Raw genomic sequence first — 23,170 nt, forward strand, 5'->3', positions numbered from 1 at the left:
GGCCAAACAAAAAAACGCCCAAGCTGGCTGGTGCTTGAGCGCTTAAAGTTAAAGCGATGGACTAATTAGAACGACTTAAAAGTGCGTCAAATTAGAAGTTGTAACCGCCACCGATCATGAATACCCATGGGTCGATATCAACGTCTGTCTTATATGTTTTAGCTGCTGTTTTGTATGTTGCTGTGGTACCGATGTCTGCATACCAAATTGAAGCGTTTAGGAACCAGTCATCATTGATCATGTAATCCATACCAACGTTTGCTGCTAGACCCCATGAGTCGTCTAGAGATACGTCTGTCAGGCCTGCATTTTTACCTGTCCCAGTTAAAGACTCATCAAAGAATACCGTGTAGTTAATGCCTGCACCCACGTATGGGCGGAAGTCACTCTCAGAGTCACCGAAGTAGTATTGAACCATGAACGTTGGTGGAAGGTGCTTAGTTTCAGCTACTTCACCAACACCGTTTACAGAGATACCGTGAGAAAATGGAGTCGCTGCAAGCACTTCGAAGCTGATGTTGTCAGTAAACATGTAACCAAGCGTTAGTCCAAGTTGCGTATTTGAATCTACAGAGAACTCTAGAGCAGGGTTGTCTAGAACGTCACCGCTGCTGTCGTTTGGAGACACGATAGCTGCACCTGCACGAACGATGAAGTCGCCTTCGCTGTGAGCAAGAACGTTAGCAGACATAAGGGCTGAAAGAACCGCGATACCACATACTGTTTTTTTCATTATTATTTCCTTTTGTAGGGCTTACTTATTGATGAGTCAGTAATCATTTCTTATTTTGCGTGCAAGGTAGCACACAATAACCCTACATTATTGATGGAAATCAATTTGTGAAAAGTTATGAGTATTTATATAAATTTATTTAACCTCGATCACTCTATACACCCAATTTATTGACACTTTTGTAATGCAACTTTTCCGTGCATCATTTTGTTAATGAAGAGCACTAACAGTCTCCTTGCACCAAAGCTGTGCAAAACACCCCCTTACCCCCACTCGTTGTTCCGTGCTGGTGCACTTACGCTTCAAAACTCACATTCATTACTATAATTCAATAACTTACATATGGCTCAATGCTTGCAATGATCTTGGCATAATCATAAATACATTGAGGTTCTGACATGCAAGACACTCTAACTATCGTCCTCGCAGGCGGCGTAGGTTCTCGGCTTTCCCCATTAACAGACAACCGTGCAAAGCCCGCTGTTCCATTTGGAGGCAAATATCGAATCATCGACTTCACGTTAGCAAACTGTTTACATTCAGGGCTGCGACAGATTCTTGTACTCACCCAATACAAGTCGCACTCCTTACAAAAACACTTACGTGATGGTTGGTCGGTACTCAACCCTGAGCTTGGCGAGTTCATCACCAATGTCCCTCCACAAATGCGTACTGGAGACAGTTGGTACAGTGGTACAGCTGATGCCATCTATCAGAACTTATACTTACTCTCTCGCAGTGATGCGAAACATGTCGTGGTGCTTTCTGGGGATCATATCTATCGAATGGACTACGCGCCGATGCTAAAACAGCACAAACAGACCGAAGCGGACTTAACGGTAGCGTGTATGGAAGTGTCGATTGATGAAGCGAAAGAGTTTGGGGTTATGGAAATCGACGAATCCCACCAAATCCAAAACTTTACTGAGAAGCCGCGATACCCAGCGTGTGTACCTGGCAGACCGACTCGCAGCATGGCATCAATGGGAATCTATATCTTTGATAAAGAGGTACTGACCCGTGCCCTATTGGATGATGCTGAAGATCCAAACTCTAGCCATGATTTTGGTAAAGATGTTATCCCGAAACTGGTGAACAACCAGAGTGTTTATGCCTATAAATTTGGTAGTGAAGAGGGTCGAGTTACACAAGATGCTTATTGGAGAGACGTAGGCACGATTGACTCCTACTACCAATCCAATATGGATCTACTTAAGCCAGTATCCCCTATCGACCTTTATCAACCGGATTGGGCAATTCGTACCTACGATCAACAGCTGCCCCCAGCTCGTACCATTGCCTCTGTTGAGGGTAATCAAGGTATATTTATCAACTCAATGATCGCCAATGGTGTAGTGATTGAGGGCGGCTCAGCGCAGAACTCGATTTTCTTTCCCAAGGTGAAGGTTGAGAACGCTGCAATTGTTATCGATAGCATTCTGTTTGAGAATGTTGAGATTGGCAAAAACTGTCATATTCAAAACTGCATCATCGACAAGCATGTGAAGGTGCCTGCGGGAACAGTGATTGGTGTCGATAGCAAAGCCGATGCCGAGCGATTTCATATTTCCAAAGAAGGGGTCATCGTGGTGCCTTCATCTTACCAATTCGATTGATGAGACATTTCCCACGGATAATATTGAGGCAGTCATTACGCTGCCTTTTTTATTGAATCATATCTGCTTAACGTTCTCGCCCCCATCCATGATAAGCCGCATAAAACACCAAAAACCATGAAGGGGAATATTAAACGCTGTGATGTCGACTGACGGTTTTCGGACTCGATATAAGCGCAAAGTAAGCAGTTGTATAAAAAGTGACTAATATTGAGACTGATTGGCTTGAAGGGATAAATTACTACCGGGGAGAGACAAACTAGAGAAGTTCGTCTGGTATGGTGCGAAAGTAAACATGTATCAAAATCACGAGACATAATATGCGCACTGTTTTGGTGACTTTCAAGAGCCAAACTACAGATTATTTGATAACACTGAACTCAATCACACATGTGTATTTCTGCTGTTGGTTAATCTAACGGATGTTTGCTACGTTTAAATGACACAGTCATTGGAAAGGTATGATTTATGAAAGTAAACGTTCAAACACATCACGTATCAATTAACGACGACTCACGCAAAGACATCGAAGGCAAGTTCGATAAGATTGCTAACCACTTTCCATCACTGATCAGCTGCGACATCATCATCACAAAAGAGCACAACCAACATCAAGTTGAGGTATTCACAAATTACGAAGGTGTGCGTGTAACAGCCAAAGCGACAGACGATATTATGTACCCTGCCGTTGCCGCAGCAATCAAGAAACTCGAAACGGGTCTAAGCAACAGAAAAGGACAACTTAAAGCCGATCTTCACGCAAAACCGACTAGCACTAAGCCAGAAATTGCGTCTGACATCATTCAAGAAATGAAGCTAGTTTAACTCGGCACTCTTTCACCTTATAAGGTGAATTGATAAGGAAAATAGAATATTAAGAGCCAGCCTACGCGCTGGCTTTTTTGATCGACAAACGAAATTGCCTTAAGGGCCTAAACCATACAAAGTATTGGCGATGTCACCAATAGCGAGTAGTATGGAGTCCATTATCGTTATGGAACAATGCAATAAAAGGATGTTTATTATGAAAAAGATCGCACTTGTACTTTTCTTAGCAAGCCAATTGATGGCCTGTACTGAGGTAGGCAGTGAAGCTTGGTGTACAGATATGAAAGAGAAACCAAAAGGCGATTGGACCGCAAACGAAGCCGGCGACTTTGCTAAACACTGCGTATTTTAACACTATGCAGCTGAGTAATCCGCTGCAGTAAGCCTAAAAAAACGACCCTAGAAAGACCGAGACTCCTAGGGTCGTTTGAGCTTAATAAGGCTAGACAAAAGCTCTCAATCACACAGTTTTACGTTAGGGAATACCTCATCAGATCAGTTTGTTACGAATATGAATCACGACTGCTTCCGCGATAATCACGACCGCAAAAATACTCACCAGTACCATTGATACCTTCTGCCACTCAAACAAGTTCTGAGCATCATTCAGTACCACACCGATACCACCAGCGCCTACTAAGCCAAGTACTGCAGATTCACGAACGTTAATGTCCCAGCGGAACAGAACAATCGAATAGAACGCTGGCATGACTTGTGGCCAATAGCCTTTCAATAAGACACTCATCCAAGATGCGCCAGTCGCACGTAAAGCTTCGATTGGCCCCATGTTCACTTCGGCAATGGCTTCCGCTAACAGCTTCCCTACAAAGCCTACACTGCGGACGGCAATTGCCATAATGCCTGCAAGAACACCGGGGCCAAACAGGGCGATGAAAAGCAGAGCCCACACTAGAGAGTTCACTGAACGTGAAGACACTAGGAAGAACTGAGCAATCCAATTCAAACTTTTATTTGGCGTGATATTTGGCGCATTCAATAGCGCTAGAGGTATCGCAAAAATGAGAGTAAACAGCGTGCCAAGCGTTGCTATGTGCAGCGTCTCAATCATCGCGTCATGAATTGTCGTTGGATAAAACCCATAATCCATCGGCAACATACGTTGAAACATGTCCGCAAACTGCGCAGGCGCGTCATACAGAAACTCAGGTATCACTTCGACAGTTTGCCAAGACCACACAATCGCGCTCACCAAACTCAGATAAATGGCAAATCGAGCGATGCGTTCATTAGGAGTAAATCGCTGCCACTCTCTATCAATAGATGCTGTTGTCATCAGAAAATTCTCCTAACGATATTGGAAAGAAATTCACCTACAAGAATCAAAGCGATAATGGTGATCAAAATAGCCGCGACAAAATCATAATCGAAGCGCTGGAATGCCGAGAACAGTGTGCCACCCAAACCACCCGCACCAACGATGCCAACCATGGTCGAGTTACGTAAGTTTGAGTCCAACTGATAACTAGCAAAGCCAATAAAGCGAGTGAATACTTGTGGCATTACCGCGTACAGAATCACACTCACAAAGCTTGCTCCTGTCGCTTTAATCGCCTCTACCGGTTTAAAAGAGATCTCTTCAATTGCTTCGGCAAACAACTTGGCGATGAAGCCAATTGATGCGAACACGAGAGTCAGGATCCCAGCCAGTGCACCGAAACCCACCGCCTTTACAAACAGAATCGCAATGATGACTGGATGGAAAGAGCGGCATAGTGCGATAAAGCCTCGTATTGGCGTCGATACAATGGATGGCATCATGTTTCTAGCGGCTAGCAAACCCAAGAAAAGAGAGATAACGATGCCAAAGAAGCTCGAAATGATCGCTATCTGCAAGCTCTCAGCCAATCCACTCAACAGTAAGTTGGTGCGTGAAAAATCTGGCGGGAACATACGCGAAAGTAAACGCTCACTTTCACCAAAACCGATAATCAATCGATCAAGCGTTAAACCCAGTGTCGAAAAGCTGTAAAAGAGGTAAGCGACAATCGCCACCACAATCCCACGGTTTGCCCATGACGCTTTGAATGGGTTCTGATATTGAGTCTGCGATGAGTTTGAGGTTAATCCAGCCATGACTCACCTCCGTAGATGATCTTAAGGTCATCTTCTGAGATACCTTCAGGGCTGCCATCGTAATGCACCTTGCCATTGCACATACCGATGATGCGCTTGGCGTAGCGCTTCGCCAGACTCACATCGTGAATATTAACCAGCACCGGAATATTCTTCTGCTCGGCGAAGGTTTCCATCAATTCCATGATTTCTACCGCTGTTTTAGGATCCAGCGATGACGTAGGCTCATCGGCCAATAAGATGTATGGGTCTTGCATAACTGCACGAGCAATACCAACACGCTGTCTTTGACCACCAGATAGGCTGTCTGCGCGCTGGTTGGCGAAATCTTGAAGGCCAACAAATTCCAGCAGTTCAAACGCTTTTGCAAGGTCTTGTGAAGAGTAGTTACGACGCCATGCGTTCCAAGCCGTCATGTAACCTAATCGGCCACTCAGTACGTTCTCAATAACGGTCAATCGTTCTACTAGGTTGTACTCTTGAAAAACCATTCCGATGTGACGACGCTGTTTACGCAGCGCTTGACCTTGCAGCTTTGTCAGGTCAGAGCCATCAAAAATAATCTCACCCTTACTTGGATCATTTAGACGGTTGATACAACGAAGCAGTGTACTTTTACCCGTACCTGATGGGCCAATAATGGCGATGATCCCAGGTTCATCGATATCAATATTAATACCTTTAAGGATCGGCTTCCCTGCTACGTATTCGTGATATAGGTCGTTAATCTTAATTCCGTCATAGCTAGCTACGGCCATACTGCGTTTCCTTGTGCAAATTTAAAATGAGCGATGCCCTACCCGTGAGGGCATCGACTTAAAACAACTTATTCAGTGAATAAGTGAAAAGGTAATTGGAGAGGAGTTACTGACTGTTCGCTTGTTTCGCGAGCTCAGCTGCTTTTTTCTTCGCGCGTTTCGCCGCATCTTTTTCTGCAAGCTTTTTCAGACCCGCTTTGGTGTAAGCAGTACCCGTTGCATGGGCAATATCACGAATCACACCCCACTCTTCTTTGTAAGAGATAGGAGAGAAACGGTCAGCGCCTTTGAATGCTGCGCTCATTTCTGGGGTAAAGCGGTAGCTAAAGAAGGCTTCGTTGATCTTGTCAACAAGCTCTGGTTTCAAGTTGTAAGCGTAGCCAAATGCTGATGTTGGGAAGCGTGGGCTGCGGTAGATGATTTTAAGCTCTGACGCGTCAACACGTCCTGCTGCAACCATGCGGTCGTAAACATCCGATGCGACAGGCGCTGCATCGTAGTCTCCGTTGAATACACCCAAAATAGATTGGTCATGCTTACCCGAGTAAAGCACCTTGTAGTCTTGATCTGGCACTAAGCCTTTTGCTGGGAAAAGTGCACGTGGTGCAAGGTTGCCAGAGTTTGATGACGCAGAAGTATGCGCAACCTTTTTGCCTTTCAGATCAGCCATCGTCTTGATGCCGCTGTCTTTACGCACGATAGTGATTAGGTTGTAACCTTGGAAGCCAGACTCATCACCTTTCACTGCGATTGGAACGTAACCCGCTAGGTTAACTGCGTAGCCCGTTGGACCCGTTGAGAAACCCGCAACGTGCAGACGGCCAGAACGCATCGCTTCCACTTGTGCAGAGTTAGAGTGCACTGTGTAGTAAATGACGCGCTTGCCTGTAATCTTACTTAGGTGCGCTTGGAAATCGGCAAATGCATCTTTATACAACGCAGGGTCTTCTACAGGAGTGTAAGTAAACACGAGCGTACTCGGGTCATTCCACTCATCTGGATTTTTAGGCGAATCTGCCACTAAATCTTGGTTTTCATCACAGTATCGATCGTCTAACACACCACGGCTAGAGCAGTCGTTTGCCATAGCCATTGAAGGAAGTAGTAGGGAGCTAGCGATTAACAGTCCTTTAACACTGATTTTCATATTCAAACCTTACTTTTACTTTTTGTTGAGGGTCGAGCCTCTTATTGCACCCTTTGTGCCAACTATTATATTGTTTATTTTCAACAACTTAAATTAACTCCAATGTTGAGCGAATAGATTTGAGTCATTTGTGTCCAAGCAATTAATATGAATTTGGGTCACTTTTGTCCCATGCTTATCGAGCCAAAAAAAGAGCCCGAAGGCTCTTAATAAAGCAGATTGATGTTATTCAATAATGGAGACAGGCAGCTCGCTTCAAACCACCTATCTCATTGGCTCACTTAGGCTTTTGGTGCCATACAGTTAGCGTAATAAGTTGTCGTTGCAGGCCAGTCACTGAATACACCCAACACCTCAACGTCTTGCGCTAGTACGTCTAGCATCTTCATCATATCGCCATCATTGTTGATGCCTTGTTTTACGCTTTGGTAGTACCAACCACCACCTTGCGCCAGTGGGCCAGAGCGCTCAAGTGTCCAAGCAATAATGTCTAGATCGGCTTGCTTCGCCAGCTTAGCGTAGTCAGAGGCCACGATTTGGTTATCTTTATCCAGCTCAACCAGAGCAAACAACGGCGGTGCGATGATGTTTACGCCCGCTTTTTGTAGCTCTTTCATGCTTTCAATCGAAGCAACGAAATCCGCTTGTTCATACACTCGGTCGTCTAGATAAACCGCTTGCTCACCAAACTTAGGGTTCTCTTTGATCCAGTATTTGACGTCATCAAGATTGAACGACTGCAGATAAGCTTCAGACGCATCAAAGCCAGCAGCCTTAACCTCGTCCACCAGCTTTTGAGCATACATCTCTTGGCTAAAGCCATTGAATGGCATCTCGACGACTGCTGATTTAAGCTCCGGTGTCACTTTCACGCCATGCTGCTTAAACAGCGCTGCGCTCTCAGCATGAGTCATCAAGGTACCACTTTGACTGTAAAGATCGGTTCGCCAACCAGGCGTACCATTCATGTACTCTTCAACCGTGGTCGCTTTCGGGTTGGCACCGTCCATTTTCCCTTTAAGGGTCTTAAACTCCGCTAAGGTAAAATCCGTAGTGCGGCACTCCACCTGAGCGTCTTCACCCGTGGCAGGGTTAGCTGGCTTAAATGGAACCGTACATTTCTTCGCAAGCTCTGGATGAGCCAACACGTCCGTCGTGGTGTGCAAATCGTTTTGTGAGTGGCGACAGACAAGTTCTTTGTCTTTGGTGAAGGTCACGTCACATTCCAAGATGCCAGCCCCCATTTGAATCGCAGCGAGATAAGACTCTTTAGTATGTTCAGGGAACTGCATTGGTGCGCCACGGTGACCAATAGAAAAGTCACTGCGTTGGAAAGGCCCTTCACTGCAACTCAATAGCTTAGTTTTCAGCGGTCCTTCGTCCATATTGTTGATTAAAAAGAGGGGACGAGGTCCAAGGTTGGCAGACTCTTGTGCTGCCCATGCTGTCATCGAACTTACGCCGAGTATCAAAGCAATCGAACCTTTCAGAATTTGCTTCATGTTTGTATCTCCTTGCAACAAGCAATTATTTTTTTACTTTCCTTAATTTGGCCATTCAGTCTCCAACTTTAACGCCCCGCTCATTGATAAAAGGTGCGGATGCAGTATAGAGACTGATAACCTGCCTGCGGTTTTAAGCCAGATTGTTATAAGCCGCACTAGGTAATTGCAGACATTGTGCCAAATGTTAAAAACCTTATATTACAAACACTTGATGATGATATTAATTTATTGATTAATTAAATGGGTCATTACTGTCTTATTCATCTCAACTCAGTTCGAGATCACCTCAGCTATATCTTGAAGCTCTCTTTATCAAGCTGATGCTTTTTCATTTTTCGATACAAGGTTTTACGCGGTAAGTTGAGCTTGTTTGACACATCATTGATGTTACCAGCGCTCTCAATTAAAGCCTCCGTTAACACGTTGCGTTCGTACTGCTCCATCTGCTTTTCAAATGCAAATTCACCGTTGGTCGACTCACAGCTTGGCGATTGAAGATCAAAGCCATCACCCACAATACCCAACACAAAACGATCTGCGACATTACGTAGCTCGCGCACGTTGCCCGGCCACTCATGACGACACAACTGCTGAATTTGTTCAGGATAAATGGTCGATGGGCGAGTCTTGTATTTATGACTGGCTTGCACCACAAAGTGTCGAAACAGCACTTGAATGTCCTCTTTTCGGTGGCGCAGGGCAGGCAGATTCAGACTGGCAATATTCAGGCGATAGAAAAGGTCTGCTCTAAACTCACCCGACTCACTCAGGCTAGCGAGATCCGCTTTACTGGCGGCGACCACAACGATATCAACAGGGATCAGTTCATTGCCGCCAACACGTTCAATGGTTCGCTCCTGAATCACTCGCAGCAATTTGATTTGCACCGCAATGGGCATACTTTCGATTTCATCAAGGAACAGGGTTCCACCACTCGCCTGCTCTATTTTGCCAATGCGTTTCTTATTGGCACTGGTGAACGAGCCTGCTTCGTGTCCGAACAGTTCACTCTCAATGATGCTCTCTGTCATACCGCCACAGTTAATCGCCACAAACGGTTTGGCTTTTCGTCTACTAAATTGATGAAGCGCCCTGGCTATCACCTCTTTACCCGTGCCAGTTTCACCATTAATGATGGTATCTACGCCAGTGTGAGCCAAAGCAAGAACCTGCTTACGAATGCTCTCCATCCCCTTTGATTGACCAATCACGACAGATTCGATGGGCAGATCACTCTCTTCACTCTCACCAAAGGTTTGAGGGTTGTAGCTCTGGCATTGTGTTAATGCTAAATTGAGCTTATCAACCAGCTCGGTGGTATCTAACGGCTTTTCTAGAAAATCGAATGCACCAAGCTTCATCGCCTCAATCGCCATCGGTATATCACCGTGACCACTCATCAATAACACAGGCACATTCGGCGCTCTGTGTTGAATTGCACTAACCAAACTCAACCCATCAATTTTCGGCATTCGAACATCACTCAACACCACAGACTGGCTGCTTCCTTTCAACGACTTGAGCGCCAAATTAGGGTCGGTATAACTCATGACATCAAAGCCTTCGAGCTCAAGCATTTCACTCACCGCCTCGACAACGTCCAGTTCGTCATCAATCAAAATAATGTGGTTGCTTTGGGTCATGAGAGTGTGCCTTTTGGTAGAGTCACGATGAAAGTCGTGCCTTGGTGCTGTTGAGATTCAACGTGAATCGAGCCACCAAAGTCTTTAATGATGTTGTAAGCGATGGACAAGCCAAGTCCGAGTCCCTTACCTGAACTTTTTCGTGAATAGAATGGATCAAACAAGTGCGGAAGATCTTCTTGAGGAATACCTAACCCGTTATCTTTGACTGATACTTCGATGGCCTCGGGGTGCTCATTTGTTGAAATAATCAAGTGCGGTTGTTCTTTATGTTCCATTGCGTCTAACGCATTGCTGATGAGATTCACCAAAACTTGTTCTAAGCGAATGCTATTGGCTCGCACCATTAGATGCTGCTGCGGAAAATATTCGATGTTGACCCTACTTTGGCGAGTCTCAAATAACTCAATCGCATCGGTAATCACATCATTCAATACAACGCCAGTCAGCTTGCCATCACTTTTGCGTGAAAACGCTTTGAGGTGACGAGTAATGGCGGCGACTTTCTCAAGTAGTGTTTCAATCTTCTGTAGATTATTTACCGCTTTATCTGAACGCCCTTTCTCAAGCCACAACTGCGCACTGCGAACATGGCTATTCACTGCAGTCAGCGGTTGATTGATTTCATGTGTAATGCCAACGCTCAACTGCCCCAAGGCAGCAAGCTTACCCGCCTGAATCAACTCATCTTGAGTTACGCGAAGTTTTTCTTCAGCAATCGTACGCTCAATAACTTCTGCTTCGAGTTTGCGGTTGGTCTGCTTCACCACCTTGGCTGTGGTTTGGAACACCCTCAAATACTTAGCCATTTGAGTTACTTCATCACGGCCGAGAATCGCAACCTCAGTATCCAAATGCCCCGTCGAAATCGCGAACATGTTATCTTTTAGCTGCAGTAGGCGTTCTAAAATACTCTTTCGTACATAAAACCAAGATATTGCTGCAGCCGCTAGCACGCTAAACAAAGACAAAAACAGAGACAGTCGTTGATTCGAAAGCAGAGATTGCTGAGCTTGTTGAATGGATTGATCAATATTGCTATTGACCTTGCTGGTATGACTTTCAATCTGAACCGTAAGCTGGTTTAGATGTTCCCGGCTATTCTGAAGAAAATACATCTCTTGGTAGCGATGATCCAAAGCCTTGTTTTTGAGTTCATACAAAGCACTACTGCTAGATGCCAAGTTGTAGATCACCATCAATTGAGCGTCTAGCTGAGGAAACTCCGTTCTTAAGTCGCCACTCACCCAGATCGCCCACCACTCTTCACCCACCTGCTCTAAGCGATATCCGGTGTAATCTAACTCATTAAAGCTCGAATCATTGTAGAGCTTCTCGACTAAACCCAATTGATAGTAGAGCAGAGCCTTCAGCTGAGCGAAATCAATCTGTTGCTTACTTTGTTGAGGAAGCTGATCAAGCGCGTCACTGGCTTGTTGAAGCAGCGGATAAAAGCCTTCCAGTAGGTTACGTAAGTCTTTATTTAGTTGTTGTGACTCAACTTCACTCTGATAGAGCAAACTTAAACTGTTGTGAACCTGTGAAATCAAATCTTTGAAATAGGAGTGATAATCAGGGAATTGAACCATGATGCCCTTCATTTCAGAAATGGCTTGCTCAATTCTTAGCATCGCTTGTTTGCGTTCAAGATCCGACTCAGCACCACTGAGTTGAGTCGAGGTTGTGATCACCTCCCTCACTCGGTCATTTAGGCGAGCTGCATTATCAAGTGCTGGGATCTCTTGCTCTTTGAGTTCAACAAGACGCTGGTTGAGAATATCAAATGTGAAACTCGAAAAGACAGATAGAAAAATCGTCGTCATCGACAACATCGCAAGCGCTAATACTAAACGCAGCTCAATGCCTTTCCAATTGAACCACCTTCGACGTGAAAACTTCGCCCGCAACGTGGGCTCAAAACGATATTCATCGTCTACAAACTGGGAAGAATCACTACTCACATTCTCTACTCTTTTTATCGAACATTTCACAGTAAACGTCAATGATTCAAAGAGTTAGGGTTGTTAAATAAGCCACGCCAACCACGCGTATTGTTTTAGATAAACAATGAAACCGCACACAATCATTAACATTTCACATAAAACACCATAACAATTTATTTATAAAGTGCTGACTGTGCATTTTGAGATAGCGAAAAGTGACCCCGTAGACAGAACCAAAAATGTCTTGAGCAAAGGTTCTATTTGATGGATGCACAAACAAACTATTTTTACTTCACCACATACCTTTAATCGGTGAATAATTTTGCACCAAATCATACTCTGCGCAGTGAAATGTAAATATATTGTGATTGAGATCTCTCAGCCCTTTTTCTCATCCTTAGGCCTTTGATTTATGGATGATTTGCCTCTGTTTTACTTGGTTAATAATGAAGCAAAACACAATAATAAGGACTTAAACGTGAAACGCACCCTAACCACGACGGCTTTAGCGGTTTCTGTAGCGCTCTTAGCTGGATGCCAATCAACAACCGAGACCTCTGAACAGGTCGACCTCAATGCCTACCAATGTCAAACCACACACAGCGCTGAAATTAATGACCTACGCATTTACCAAGTGATGGTCGAAAGTTTTGTGAATGGCGACAATTCGATTGGACACGGTACCGGCTACGGCACTAGCCACCACAAAGGTGACATTCAAGGCATCATTGACTCGCTCGATTACATCGAATCACTGGGTATGAACGGTATTTGGCTCACTCCGATCTTCAACTCTGAACCTGTTGCAGGGCAAGACCATTGGGCGGATAGACTAGATGCAACCGGCTACTTCGCAACGGATTATTTCAGCATCGACCCTAGGTTCGGTACATTAGAGCAAGCCAAACAGCTCGTAGAAGAGGCTCACGCGCGTGGCTTATACGTGTTCTTTGATGGCGTGTTTGGACACCACAAAGGTAATGTCACGCCATCACCAACAGGCAAACTACCACAAGGTGAGAACAACCCAGTCGCTTATCCAGAGAGTTTAGAGTTCTACAAAGAGGTTGCTACTTATTGGATCAAGGAGCTTAAAATTGATGGTTGGCGTCTAGACCAAGCCTATCAAGTACCAAAAGATGCATGGGCGGAAATTCGTAAAAGCGTCGATGTCGCCTCGGCTGAAGTTGAGTACGTGAACTCAGAGGGTGAAACCGTTAATCCACTTGGTTATATGGTCGCTGAGATTTGGGCGGGCGAAAACCGAATTATTGAAACAGGTTATGGTAGCGATAGCGCTCCAGCACTCTGTTCAGCGTTTGATTTCCCAGTACGTTACCGCTTAACAGAAACCTTTGCAGTCAACGAAGCCGGTGTCGGTGGAAAAGGTGGCGAATGGTTGGCTGAAGGTATGTCACTGCACTCGTTATACCCAGACCACGCAAAACCAAACCTTATGATTGGTAACCACGACTTAGTTCGTTTTGGTGACTTACTGCAACGTGGCGATATCGCATCACCAGAAGACGATGAATATTGGCAACGATACAAAGCAGCTTTCTCTTTCCAAGCTGCTTATACAGGCCCGATCACAACGTACTACGGTGATGAGATTGGCGATCAATTGGATGGATTTGCAGATAAGGTATGGGAAGATTGTGCCATTCCAGGACTGTGTGACGACCACGTAGCGCGTACCAGCGGCAAAGTGGAAGGAGTCACTGCTGACCTCAATGCTCGCGAGCAAGATCTCAAGCAATATGTCACGACATTGATGACGCTTCGCCAAGATCACTCTGCACTATCTCAGGGTAAACGCACTCATTTACTTGCCAATGATTCCGTTTACGTCGACCACAAGGCAACCAAAAACGAAGCTATCATCTATGCTGTCAACGTAACGGATAAGGCGTACACGTTGGAGCTAACCAAGGAACAAACAGGATCTGAAGCCGAACTGAGCGACTTACTTTCTCAAGAGAAAATCACCGCTTCTGGTGACAGCTACCAAGTTGAGCTCGCACCATTTGAAGGTCGATTCTTAAATGTCGATAAGCCAAGTGCGGCTGGACCTGTCGCTGCTGTAACAGCTGCTGCACCTGTATCTGGACAAGGCTTTATGGCTCAGTGTGACAACCCTGTCGTATCTGAAGCAGGCCCAGTAAACAGCAAGCTATACGTCGTGGGCAACTTCGCTGACTCAGGCTGGAAACACAAAGAAGGGAGAGCTTTCACTTACCGTGGCGACAATACCTATCAGGTTGTGACCAATGAGAAGCCAGGTAGCTACCGCATGCAATATGCGTCTAAGTCTTGGTCTCCGCAATACACGGCTGATGGGCTTAGCATCAAACTCGGTCAAGAGGCCGCGCTAACAAAAGGCGGTTACGGTAAAGATACGGCTGTGACGATCCGTGACGCCGGAAAGTATGTTTGGAGCTTGAAGTTCGATGAAGCAGGACAACCATTACAAGTTATGGCGTCTAAGTGTCCTTAACTCAGTGAGAACATCATAAATTAAGCATTATGAACTAATAGTTAAAACATGACGTTATAAGCAGCAATCGGCTAGCTTCATTCCGGTTCCCCGCCGTAATGAACTAGCCGATTCTTTTATCGATGTTTAAACCGCTTTCTCTTTCACTTGTAGGTGATTGCGGTTATCACGGCTCTTTTTAATCAGCTCGTTGCTCTCATCCATATCATCAGACTTAGCAAGTCGATCGTACAGAAGTACATTCACTGTCGCCGCCAAGTTCATACAGCCTACTGTTGGCACATATACAACGTGGTCAGCACGATCAGCAACATCTTGAGAAATCGAACCATCTTCTGGGCCGAAGATATAAATGGCGTTTTCTGGGTGCTGAAATCTTGGCAGTGGCGTCGCCCCCTCTGCTAATTCAACACAGACAATTTGAGTTTCTGGGTGAAGGTCATCAAGAAATGAATCAACCCCTACCAGTGGAATATTGCGTGTTGCACTCTTCGTATCGGTATGAAATTTCGCTGCCTTTTCATAACGTTGACCTGTGTACTTAACTTCATCCACTTGATAACAGCCTGCAGCTCGCATCACTGCTCCAACATTGGTCGGGCTTTTCGGGTTAGTTAAACCAATCGTCACCTGGCTTTTCTTCATGAATGTACTCACTTAAATCAATAACGATGTGACTGGATTGTCACAGAGCGCCGCATTCTAGCAAAGCATTCAAGCTATCAAAAGTTCTTACGCAATCCTCTTCACTCTCCTGCTCTCACTTACGCTGAGTACATTACTCACACATTCAGAAAAAAGTTAATCGCTGTCAAATTTATAGAACAAAACTATGCAAACGTAACGTTTAGACCAATGGCGCATTTACATTTTTTAAACAGACAAATACTGTAAAACGATATGTACCATTTTTTGAGCAGTGTGTCGCAAAGCTACATCTGTTCAATCGGTCTTATGACCTAATAAAAAACAATATCTCTGCAGTAGGAAGTCTTTATGAGTCTAACCATCAGAAACCGCCTCTATATTTTGTCTTTTATCCCTCTCCTCTTTATGACGCTGGGAATGATTTACGTAAGCTATTTAAAGACAACCGAACTCACCGCTGAGCAGGTCAACTCTACTCGCACCAATATGATGGAGATGAAGCAGAAAGAGCTGAAGTCTTACCTTCAAATGGCTGAGTCATCGATCGCTCCCTTCTTAGAGCGCGGTGCAACGTTGGAAGAAGCCCTACCAACCCTGCGCAAGCTTGAGTATGGCGAGTCAGGCTACATCTTTGGCTACGACTCTAAAGGTGTGCGTGTTGTGGTTGGTCAAAGTACCGATGGTATTGGCAAGAACTACTTCAACCTGCAAGACAAAAAAGGTAACTACCTGATTCAAGACCTAATCAGGAACTCGAAGAGCGGACAATTTACCACTTATTACTTCCCTAAATTGGGTGAAACAGAAGCTCTACCAAAACTGAGTTACTCGGTATTTATTCCTCAATGGGACTTAATGCTCGGTACTGGTTTCTACACCGATGACATTGATGCTGTGATTGCTGAGATGGAAACGAGCTCAAACCAAGCACTACAGAGCACGATCACTGCGATCACTCTATTCTGTGGCCTGATCGCTGCAATCGTCGCGGTCTTCGCGGTGGGAATTAACCGAACCATTATGAAGCCAATCGAGCAACTGGATCGCTCTATTAGCTCGTTTGCAAGCGGTGAAGCTGATCTGACAGCTCGTATGGAACCGTTCCGCGCTCCTGAGTTTGCTCGTTTAAGTGACAACTTCAATGCGTTTGTTGCCAGCCTGCAAACTATCATTCGTAGTGTCAGCGATGTGGGTCAACAGGTGGTTAACGAAACCAATAGTATGTCAGCTCGCGCCGCTCAAGTAGACGAACTAGCGGTAGGTCAACGTGAAGAGACGGAACAAGTTGCGACTGCGATGACAGAGATGACAACGACAGCACAAGAGATTTCAAGCAATGCAAGCCAAGCTGCCAACTCGGCGAAGCAGGCAGAAACCAACGCTCGTGAAGCTCAAGAGATTGTGAATGCAGCCGCGGAGTCTGTGGCTGGGTTAGCCTCTGAAGTGTCAGAAGCGAACACGGTAGTTTCACAACTTGAAGGTGACGTACAAAACATCTCGTCTTCTTTGGCGGTTATCCAAGACATCGCAGAACAAACCAACCTATTGGCATTGAACGCTGCTATTGAGGCGGCACGTGCAGGTGAGCAAGGACGTGGCTTTGCTGTGGTTGCCGATGAAGTTCGTAAACTGGCGAGCCGTACTCAAGAAAGTACCGGCGAAATCCACACGATGATCGAACAACTGAAAGCCGCTTCTGATGCCGCTGTAAAAGCAATGGACTCAAGCCAAAATCGCAGTGCTCAAACAGTAGAAGAAGCCAATGCAGCCGCTGAAGCACTAGCAAGAATTCAGGCGTCGATTGATACCATCATGGACATGAACTCTCTCATCGCAACGGCGACTGAAGAGCAAAATATTGTTGGTCAGGAGATTTCACAACGTGTGGTAGTGATATCAGACTCTAGCTCTCAATCCGCAACACTGGCGAATGAAAACCGTGCGGGCAGCCAAAACCTCAATAACCGAGCGAATGAGCTGTATCATTTAGTCGATAGATTCACGGTTTAGTCTTACCCTTAAGCAAGCACATTGAATAACGCCCTTACGCTTTAGTAAGGGCGTTTTACTATGTAAGGAGTCAGCTATGTTCAACTCAGACAAGAAGACGGTTAGAGAGCTGCTGATCGATCAATAAGTTATAAATGCACCTTTGCATTGATCGACTAAAGGACATTGTTCACATTTTGGTTTGGGGTGACAAAACTGCTGACCATGCTCCACCAGCAGACCGTGGTAATACCCGTAGGTTTTTGTGTTTGGAGGAATCACAGCCTCCATCAAGTCATGAAACTTCTCATACGACTTGGGGACAACCAAACCATTTCGCTCAAAGATTCTTCTCGCGTACGCGTCAATCACAAACGACGCTTTCCCAATCGCATACACTAAAATCGCGTCTGCCGTTTCGCCACCAATACCTTTAACCGCTAGCAGTTGTTTTCTCAATACTTCGGTATCTTGTGCGCGTACAGCTTGAATATCGTAGTTGTAATCAGCAAACCACTGCGTCATCGCCTTCAGTTTGAGCGCCTTTTGGTTATAGTAACCACTTGAGCGAATGGCTTGTGCTAATGTAGCAAGTTCCATATCTGCAACTTGCTGTGGAGCGATCGTTTTTCCTAAATTATCGAGCGCTTTTTCTGCATTCTTCCAGTTGGTATTTTGGACGAGAATCGCTCCCATCATGATCTGATAGGGGTCGCTGGTTGGCCACCAATCGAACCAACCATAGTGCTCTTCAAGGCTATGAAACACACCTCGAATCAGTCGAGCATCGTGTTCCGTCACTGGCTCGGTATTCATTAATCTAGGTTCTCGGCGAGAAAATCCACCAGCAGACGGACTTTCGAAGATAGGTTACGGTTTTGCGGATAAAGCGCCCAGATCCCCTCTTTGTCGTCTCGGAAATCGGACAACACTTCAACCAATTCCCCAGACTCTAGATCATCGCTAACGTAGTATTCAGGTAACTGCACTAAACCAATGCTCTGCTTTGCGGCATCTAAAAGCGCTAAGCCACTATTACACTTAATTCTTCCATTAACACGTACTGATCGTGGCTGACCATTCTCTTTAAAACGCCAGTGCTCGAAGCCACCGACTAAACACTGATGATTGGAAAGCTCAGATAAAGTATGTGGTTCGCCATAATGTTCAATGTAGCCAGGGCTAGCACAGACGTAGAGTTGCCTTTGAGAAAGGCGCTTTGCCACCAGGCTTGAATCTTCCAATCGACCCAAACGAATCGCAACATCGACCCCTGAGTCAATGAGATCCAACTTTTGATTGGTTAACATCAACTCAAGTTCGACCTGTGGGTACAGAGCTAAAAACTGATGCAGCAAAGGAGCAAGTTGGCGTTCGCCATAGGTAACAGGGGCCGTCACTTTAAGTAGACCTTTTGGCGTCGATTGCATCTGCGTGACTGCAAGCTCTGCTAACTCCAACCCTTCGACAAGCTGCTTACACTGTTGATAGTAAAGCTGACCGGCTTCAGTTAAAGAAACTTTTCGCGTAGTTCGATTGAATAATTTAACGGCTAGTCGCTCTTCCAAGCTAGCGACACGACGGCTTATCTGCGCAACGGAGGTCGATAGTTTATTGGCAGCACCAGTAAAGCTCTCTCGCTCGGCCACTGCTACGAATTCACTCACCCCTTCCCAATTCGCCATACTACACCTGTCTTTTAGATAATCTGTTTCTGTTCACTAACATCGTCTGTTAAGTCTATTGAATTAACGTATTTAAGTCATCTTGATTCACGCATCGGCACTATTGATATCCAGCCATTCAATTGCGTATTTATTGTTCGGACGATGCTCTGACATTCGACGACAATTCTTACTTTTGTCTTACAAATACAGCATCTCCCCTGACACTTGTCGTACCACTTGGTTGGTATCTTGGTTCTGCACCGAAACACTGGTGCTCACAAAAAGTAAGGTATTCCTATGAAGAAATTAATCGTACTTGCATCAACACTTGTTCTAAGCACAACAGCGTTTGCAGCAACTAAAACAGCAATTCTAGAAACAACGCTTAAGTCAGATACATTTGTTACCGAAGCGGAAGCATACGATGCAGGAGCTAACCTTATGGAAGAGTTAAGCACAAAGAGTTCTTTTGAACTTTCAAGAGAACTGCCTCAGTTCAGAAACACAACCAAATATGATTCGTTTAAAATTGATGATGCCAATATGGAAGTGAAGAAGATCACCAATATGAGTGGTGATGTGCATTATCAAGCCGCAATCACTGTTGACTATCGCTACACCTACAAAGACGGTCGCAGCAGCTAGGTTTGTTTGAACCATTAAAAAGCCCGCATTTACGTTGAAAGTAAATGCGGGCTTTTTGATTTTTACTGTCAGTTGCTATTCATTACAACAGGAAGATATTGAATCAGTTCAACCACTAAACTTCGAATTGAGATACCAATCTGTCTAGTGATTCGCACTGCTCAGCCAATGCCATACAAGCATTCTCAGCACTGCTTGCCATCTCAACCATTTGAGCGGTACTTTCCGCAATGCGTTGAACATTTTGGTTCACTTCTTCAGACACATGAGACTGCTGAGAAGCGGCCGTTGCGATCTGAGTGTTCATCTCATTCATCATGCCGATTGAGCTGCTGATTTCAGCTAGAGATGCTGCGGCAGTTTCAGCTTGAGTAATGGTTTTCTCACCGCTCTCTTTACTCTCATTCATCACATTGACCGCTTGCTTTGCTCCCTGCTCAAGGCGTTCAATCATAGATTCAATCTCACCCGTGCTGTCTTGAGTTTTGCTTGCAAGTGCACGAACTTCGTCGGCAACCACAGCAAAACCACGCCCCTGTTCGCCCGCACGTGCCGCTTCGATAGCCGCGTTTAGAGCCAATAGGTTAGTCTGCTCGGCGATACCTTTGATCACACCAAGGATCGAAGCAATGCTCTTCACGTCTGTATCTAGGTTATGAACCACACCGCTTGCATTCTCAATGTCATCTGCCAGACGTTCAATTGAACCAACTGTTAACGCCAAGGTGTTATTGGTTGATTCAACTTCACGAGTTGCCGTGTTACTTGCTGTTGCAGCATCCAGGGCATTACCGCTCACAGCGGCACTGGTCGCTTGCATTTCATGTACCGCAGCAGCAACCACTTCACTCTCTTGCTGTTGATTAGCCGAGAACTCAGCCACGCTCTGAGTCAGAGACTTAATGTTTTCCATCTCTGAGCGTACTGCATTTGAAGCGAAGATCACTTGTTCAACGGTCACATGGATTTTGCCAACAAACTCATTGAATGCGGCGCTCAGGCGCGCAATTTCATCACTACCTTCCACTTTCATGCGCTGAGACAGATCACCATCACCAGAGGCGATTTCACTCATTGCTTTTTCTACATCTTGGATAGGCTTCACGATAAAGCGGTTTGATAGCCATAGCGCAAAACATGCTGCTAAAATCGCGACACCCATGCCGACTTCAATAACAATCTTGCTTGATTCAATCGAATCATCCGCTTGTTGACGCAATTCCGCTTGCTTCTTCTCGATAAGTGAACGGATAGACCAAAGTTGGTTGCGAATGGTTTCAAACTCAGCATCCAGCACAGGTGTGAATTCGCGGTTATAAGCCTGAGCATTTTCAGGGTCTGCAAACATAGGTTCATGCAACTCAACCCATCGGCTCATTGAAGAGACTAACTTGGTCAGCTCATTACGAGACGAATGGTCAAGAACGCCAGCATCATACAACTTCTGTACGCTCTCAAAACGTGGAACCGCTTTGTACGCATTGTCTTTGAACTCGAAAGTCTGGTAATCGATCGATGCTTGATCTTTAGCGAGCAAAAGGCCTTGTGCCGCAGAGATGACTTGATAGATATCACGATAGCCATCTTCTAGGTTTTCCAAAACAGGTTGCACAACATTATTCAGTTCGTGATTGATCGCCGCTTGTTGGTTCGACTTAATCACATTCATAACAGTCACTGCAGAGAAAACTGCAACGATCACCAGCAGTGGAATCGCGATCTTACTGCGGATGGAAAGGTTGTTGATACTCATTGGTCCTCTTAACCATACGATATTTAATGATATTCATATAATATATCGTATAAGCATTAATTCGCGCTACGAATTTGTGAGGTCGATCTCATAGCAAACGTTGTCGCAAATTTGTTCGATTACAACTCATCCAGATGTAAACGTTCGTACCAAATAACATCACCTAATTCCCGTAATTGACTGGCGATATCAGTCAATTCCACCCATAATGTACGGCTGTTAAATCGATAGGTAAAAACATGAAAATTTGTGGCGTTGAAATCAAAGGTAATGATGCGATCATTTGTCTACTTTCTCTTTCAGATGGTGTGTTCAACATCCCTGATTGCCGCGTTTCTAAAGTCGCAATCAGCGATGCAAATGACACGCAGAAAATGAAAGACTTCCAGTTCTCTTTCGCTAAACTGATGGAAGATTACCAAGTTGAGAAGGTAGTTATCCGCCAACGTCAAACTAAAGGCAAATTCGCAGGTGGTGGTCACGGCTTCAAACTAGAAGCAGCTATCCAACTGATTGATGGCCTAGATGTAGAAGTGGTATCGCCGGCAGCAATTAAAGAGAGCCTAAAGCACAATCCACTGATGATGAAGTTCAAAGAGACTGGCCTGAAACAGTACCAAGAAGCGCCATTCACAACGGCTTACGCTTGCTTGATGAAAAAGGCGTAACGCCCAACTCTTAAATACTCATTTCCAAACGCAAAAAGCTACCAAAAAAGCGGAAAAGTATCGAAGAAACTGAAAGAGCCCCGATGGGCTCTTTTTTGTTGGTTTATCAGCGGTCGCTTACAATCTCACTTGCATCTTTCGCTTGAAGCCCACGGATAGATCAGGCTTTTTCACCACCAGATAAACCGCGATAGCCGCCAGTGCAAAGCCTATCGCGCCGTAAAGGTCGAAGGATTCACCAAACATCAGCCAAGCTTGAATAGCCGTCGTCGGAGGCACAAGATAGAACACAGACGCCACACTCGAAGCTGCACCGTGTTCCACCATATAGAGCAGCAACAAAATCGCGACACATGACAACACCACCACTAGCCAAACCATGGTTAGCGAAAATTCCACCGTCCAATCAACCTGCATAGTCTCAAAGCTCATCGCATAGGGCACAAACAAGATAGCTGATGCGAAATACTGAACCATAGCACTACCCACCATATCTACACCTTGGCAAAAACGTTTCTGATATAGAGTGCCAAAGGTAATGCCGACTAATGCGAGAACACACAGCAATACTGCTTCCGTTTTATGAGTGTCCGATTGCCACTCAATGTTACCCATCAACACTAAGCTAATACCTGAGAAGCCAAGTACCAAGCCTAACCATTGTGCCCAGTTAAAGCGCTCAACAGTGAACGTCACAATCATAACCGCAGTCAATATTGGCTGAATGCCAACCAAGAGCGCACTCAACCCAGCAGGCATACCCATCTCTATTGCCAGATAGGTTCCACCAAGATAGAAACCGTGAATCAGTACACCAACAACACAACTGTGAAAAAACGCACTGCCGCGTGGCATTTTACGTTTGAGTATCACAATCAAAAGCACGAATAAGAGGACATTGGCGATCATGCGTAGAGACAACAAGGTCGCAGGTTCCGCATACTGCAAACCAAACCGCGCACCTACAAAACCGGATGACCATAAAATAACGAAAACAAAAGGAATAAATTTAATCAACATGACAAATCCCTGGTCA

At 45.2% G+C, this 23,170-nt stretch carries 20 protein-coding genes; 7 read left to right on the forward strand and 13 right to left on the reverse strand.

Going from position 1 to position 23,170, the window contains the following annotated elements; genetic code table 11:
- Positions 1–91: 91 nt before the first annotated feature.
- On the reverse strand, positions 92–733 hold the full coding sequence (ompW, locus tag OCV50_RS15005) for an outer membrane protein OmpW (protein ID WP_261904738.1): 642 nt from the start codon (positions 731–733) through the stop codon (positions 92–94).
- A gap of 398 nt (positions 734–1,131) precedes the next feature.
- Between ompW and glgC the strand changes: the two genes are divergently transcribed.
- The 3 genes from glgC (at position 1,132) to OCV50_RS15020 (ending at position 3,529) form a co-directional block, all read left to right on the forward strand.
- A complete protein-coding gene (glgC, locus tag OCV50_RS15010) occupies positions 1,132–2,349 on the forward strand; it encodes a glucose-1-phosphate adenylyltransferase (protein WP_261904739.1) in 1,218 nt (405 codons plus the stop codon).
- Between the two features lie 468 nt (positions 2,350–2,817).
- Positions 2,818–3,174 (forward strand): ribosome hibernation-promoting factor, HPF/YfiA family, encoded by a 357-nt coding sequence (gene hpf / locus OCV50_RS15015; protein WP_239839183.1) that lies wholly within the window; start codon positions 2,818–2,820, stop codon positions 3,172–3,174.
- Between the two features lie 199 nt (positions 3,175–3,373).
- On the forward strand, positions 3,374–3,529 hold the full coding sequence (locus OCV50_RS15020) for a DUF3012 domain-containing protein (protein WP_150868545.1): 156 nt from the start codon (positions 3,374–3,376) through the stop codon (positions 3,527–3,529).
- 138 nt (positions 3,530–3,667) lie between these two features.
- On the opposite strand, the gene phnE (OCV50_RS15025) is transcribed toward OCV50_RS15020, so the two are convergent.
- From phnE (OCV50_RS15025) to OCV50_RS15055, 7 genes are all read right to left on the reverse strand, one after another.
- The gene (gene phnE, locus OCV50_RS15025; RefSeq protein ID WP_032553432.1) at positions 3,668–4,471 is read right to left on the reverse strand and encodes a phosphonate ABC transporter, permease protein PhnE; all 804 of its coding nucleotides are present in this window, start codon (positions 4,469–4,471) and stop codon (positions 3,668–3,670) included.
- The gene (phnE, locus tag OCV50_RS15030; RefSeq protein ID WP_261904740.1) at positions 4,471–5,271 is read right to left on the reverse strand and encodes a phosphonate ABC transporter, permease protein PhnE; all 801 of its coding nucleotides are present in this window, start codon (positions 5,269–5,271) and stop codon (positions 4,471–4,473) included. Before phnE (OCV50_RS15030) ends, phnE (OCV50_RS15025) begins: the two co-directional genes overlap by 1 nt.
- On the reverse strand, positions 5,259–6,029 hold the full coding sequence (gene phnC / locus OCV50_RS15035) for a phosphonate ABC transporter ATP-binding protein (protein ID WP_032553434.1): 771 nt from the start codon (positions 6,027–6,029) through the stop codon (positions 5,259–5,261). Before phnC ends, phnE (OCV50_RS15030) begins: the two co-directional genes overlap by 13 nt.
- Before the next feature lie 106 nt (positions 6,030–6,135).
- Positions 6,136–7,176 (reverse strand): phosphate/phosphite/phosphonate ABC transporter substrate-binding protein, encoded by a 1,041-nt coding sequence (gene phnD / locus OCV50_RS15040; RefSeq protein WP_239839186.1) that lies wholly within the window; start codon positions 7,174–7,176, stop codon positions 6,136–6,138.
- Positions 7,177–7,457: 281 nt separating this feature from the next.
- On the reverse strand, positions 7,458–8,678 hold the full coding sequence (locus tag OCV50_RS15045; RefSeq protein WP_261904741.1) for a glycerophosphodiester phosphodiesterase family protein: 1,221 nt from the start codon (positions 8,676–8,678) through the stop codon (positions 7,458–7,460).
- A gap of 293 nt (positions 8,679–8,971) precedes the next feature.
- Positions 8,972–10,324 (reverse strand): sigma-54-dependent transcriptional regulator, encoded by a 1,353-nt coding sequence (locus OCV50_RS15050; RefSeq protein WP_261904742.1) that lies wholly within the window; start codon positions 10,322–10,324, stop codon positions 8,972–8,974.
- Positions 10,321–12,285, reverse strand: coding sequence for a sensor histidine kinase (locus OCV50_RS15055; protein ID WP_261904743.1), 1,965 nt, complete (start codon positions 12,283–12,285; stop codon positions 10,321–10,323). The genes OCV50_RS15050 and OCV50_RS15055 overlap by 4 nt, the downstream gene beginning before the upstream one ends.
- Before the next feature lie 418 nt (positions 12,286–12,703).
- Here OCV50_RS15055 and OCV50_RS15060 point away from each other — a divergent pair, with 418 nt between their 5' ends.
- Positions 12,704–14,764: an alpha-amylase family glycosyl hydrolase gene (locus tag OCV50_RS15060; protein WP_261905211.1), complete on the forward strand. Its 2,061-nt coding sequence runs from the start codon at positions 12,704–12,706 to the stop codon at positions 14,762–14,764.
- Positions 14,765–14,890: 126 nt separating this feature from the next.
- Here the strand turns inward: OCV50_RS15060 and OCV50_RS15065 are convergent, their stop codons facing one another.
- Positions 14,891–15,409 carry an RNA methyltransferase gene (locus OCV50_RS15065; protein WP_261904744.1) on the reverse strand — a complete coding sequence of 173 codons (519 nt, stop codon included), beginning with the start codon at positions 15,407–15,409 and terminating at the stop codon, positions 14,891–14,893.
- A 351-nt stretch (positions 15,410–15,760) separates the two neighbouring features.
- Here OCV50_RS15065 and OCV50_RS15070 point away from each other — a divergent pair, with 351 nt between their 5' ends.
- Positions 15,761–17,422, forward strand: a complete 1,662-nt coding sequence (locus tag OCV50_RS15070; protein WP_261904745.1) for a methyl-accepting chemotaxis protein — start codon at positions 15,761–15,763, stop codon at positions 17,420–17,422.
- Positions 17,423–17,542: 120 nt separating this feature from the next.
- Here OCV50_RS15070 and OCV50_RS15075 read toward each other — a convergent pair whose 3' ends face one another.
- Positions 17,543–18,217 carry an endonuclease III domain-containing protein gene (locus tag OCV50_RS15075; RefSeq protein WP_261904746.1) on the reverse strand — a complete coding sequence of 225 codons (675 nt, stop codon included), beginning with the start codon at positions 18,215–18,217 and terminating at the stop codon, positions 17,543–17,545.
- Complete coding sequence (locus OCV50_RS15080; protein ID WP_239839193.1) at positions 18,217–19,086, reverse strand: LysR substrate-binding domain-containing protein; 870 nt, start codon at positions 19,084–19,086, stop codon at positions 18,217–18,219. Before OCV50_RS15080 ends, OCV50_RS15075 begins: the two co-directional genes overlap by 1 nt.
- Before the next feature lie 279 nt (positions 19,087–19,365).
- Here OCV50_RS15080 and OCV50_RS15085 point away from each other — a divergent pair, with 279 nt between their 5' ends.
- Entirely contained in the window at positions 19,366–19,713 is a 348-nt protein-coding gene (locus tag OCV50_RS15085; RefSeq protein WP_032553445.1) for a DUF3316 domain-containing protein, read from the forward strand.
- Between the two features lie 115 nt (positions 19,714–19,828).
- Here the strand turns inward: OCV50_RS15085 and OCV50_RS15090 are convergent, their stop codons facing one another.
- Positions 19,829–21,466 (reverse strand): methyl-accepting chemotaxis protein, encoded by a 1,638-nt coding sequence (locus tag OCV50_RS15090; protein WP_239839194.1) that lies wholly within the window; start codon positions 21,464–21,466, stop codon positions 19,829–19,831.
- Between the two features lie 239 nt (positions 21,467–21,705).
- Here OCV50_RS15090 and OCV50_RS15095 point away from each other — a divergent pair, with 239 nt between their 5' ends.
- Positions 21,706–22,134, forward strand: coding sequence for a DUF3010 family protein (locus OCV50_RS15095; RefSeq protein WP_261904747.1), 429 nt, complete (start codon positions 21,706–21,708; stop codon positions 22,132–22,134).
- Between the two features lie 117 nt (positions 22,135–22,251).
- Here the strand turns inward: OCV50_RS15095 and OCV50_RS15100 are convergent, their stop codons facing one another.
- A complete protein-coding gene (locus OCV50_RS15100; protein ID WP_261904748.1) occupies positions 22,252–23,154 on the reverse strand; it encodes a DMT family transporter in 903 nt (300 codons plus the stop codon).
- Between the last annotated feature and the right edge of the window lie 16 nt (positions 23,155–23,170).

The organism is Vibrio fortis, from assembly GCF_024347475.1.
GTDB lineage: Bacteria > Pseudomonadota > Gammaproteobacteria > Enterobacterales > Vibrionaceae > Vibrio > Vibrio fortis.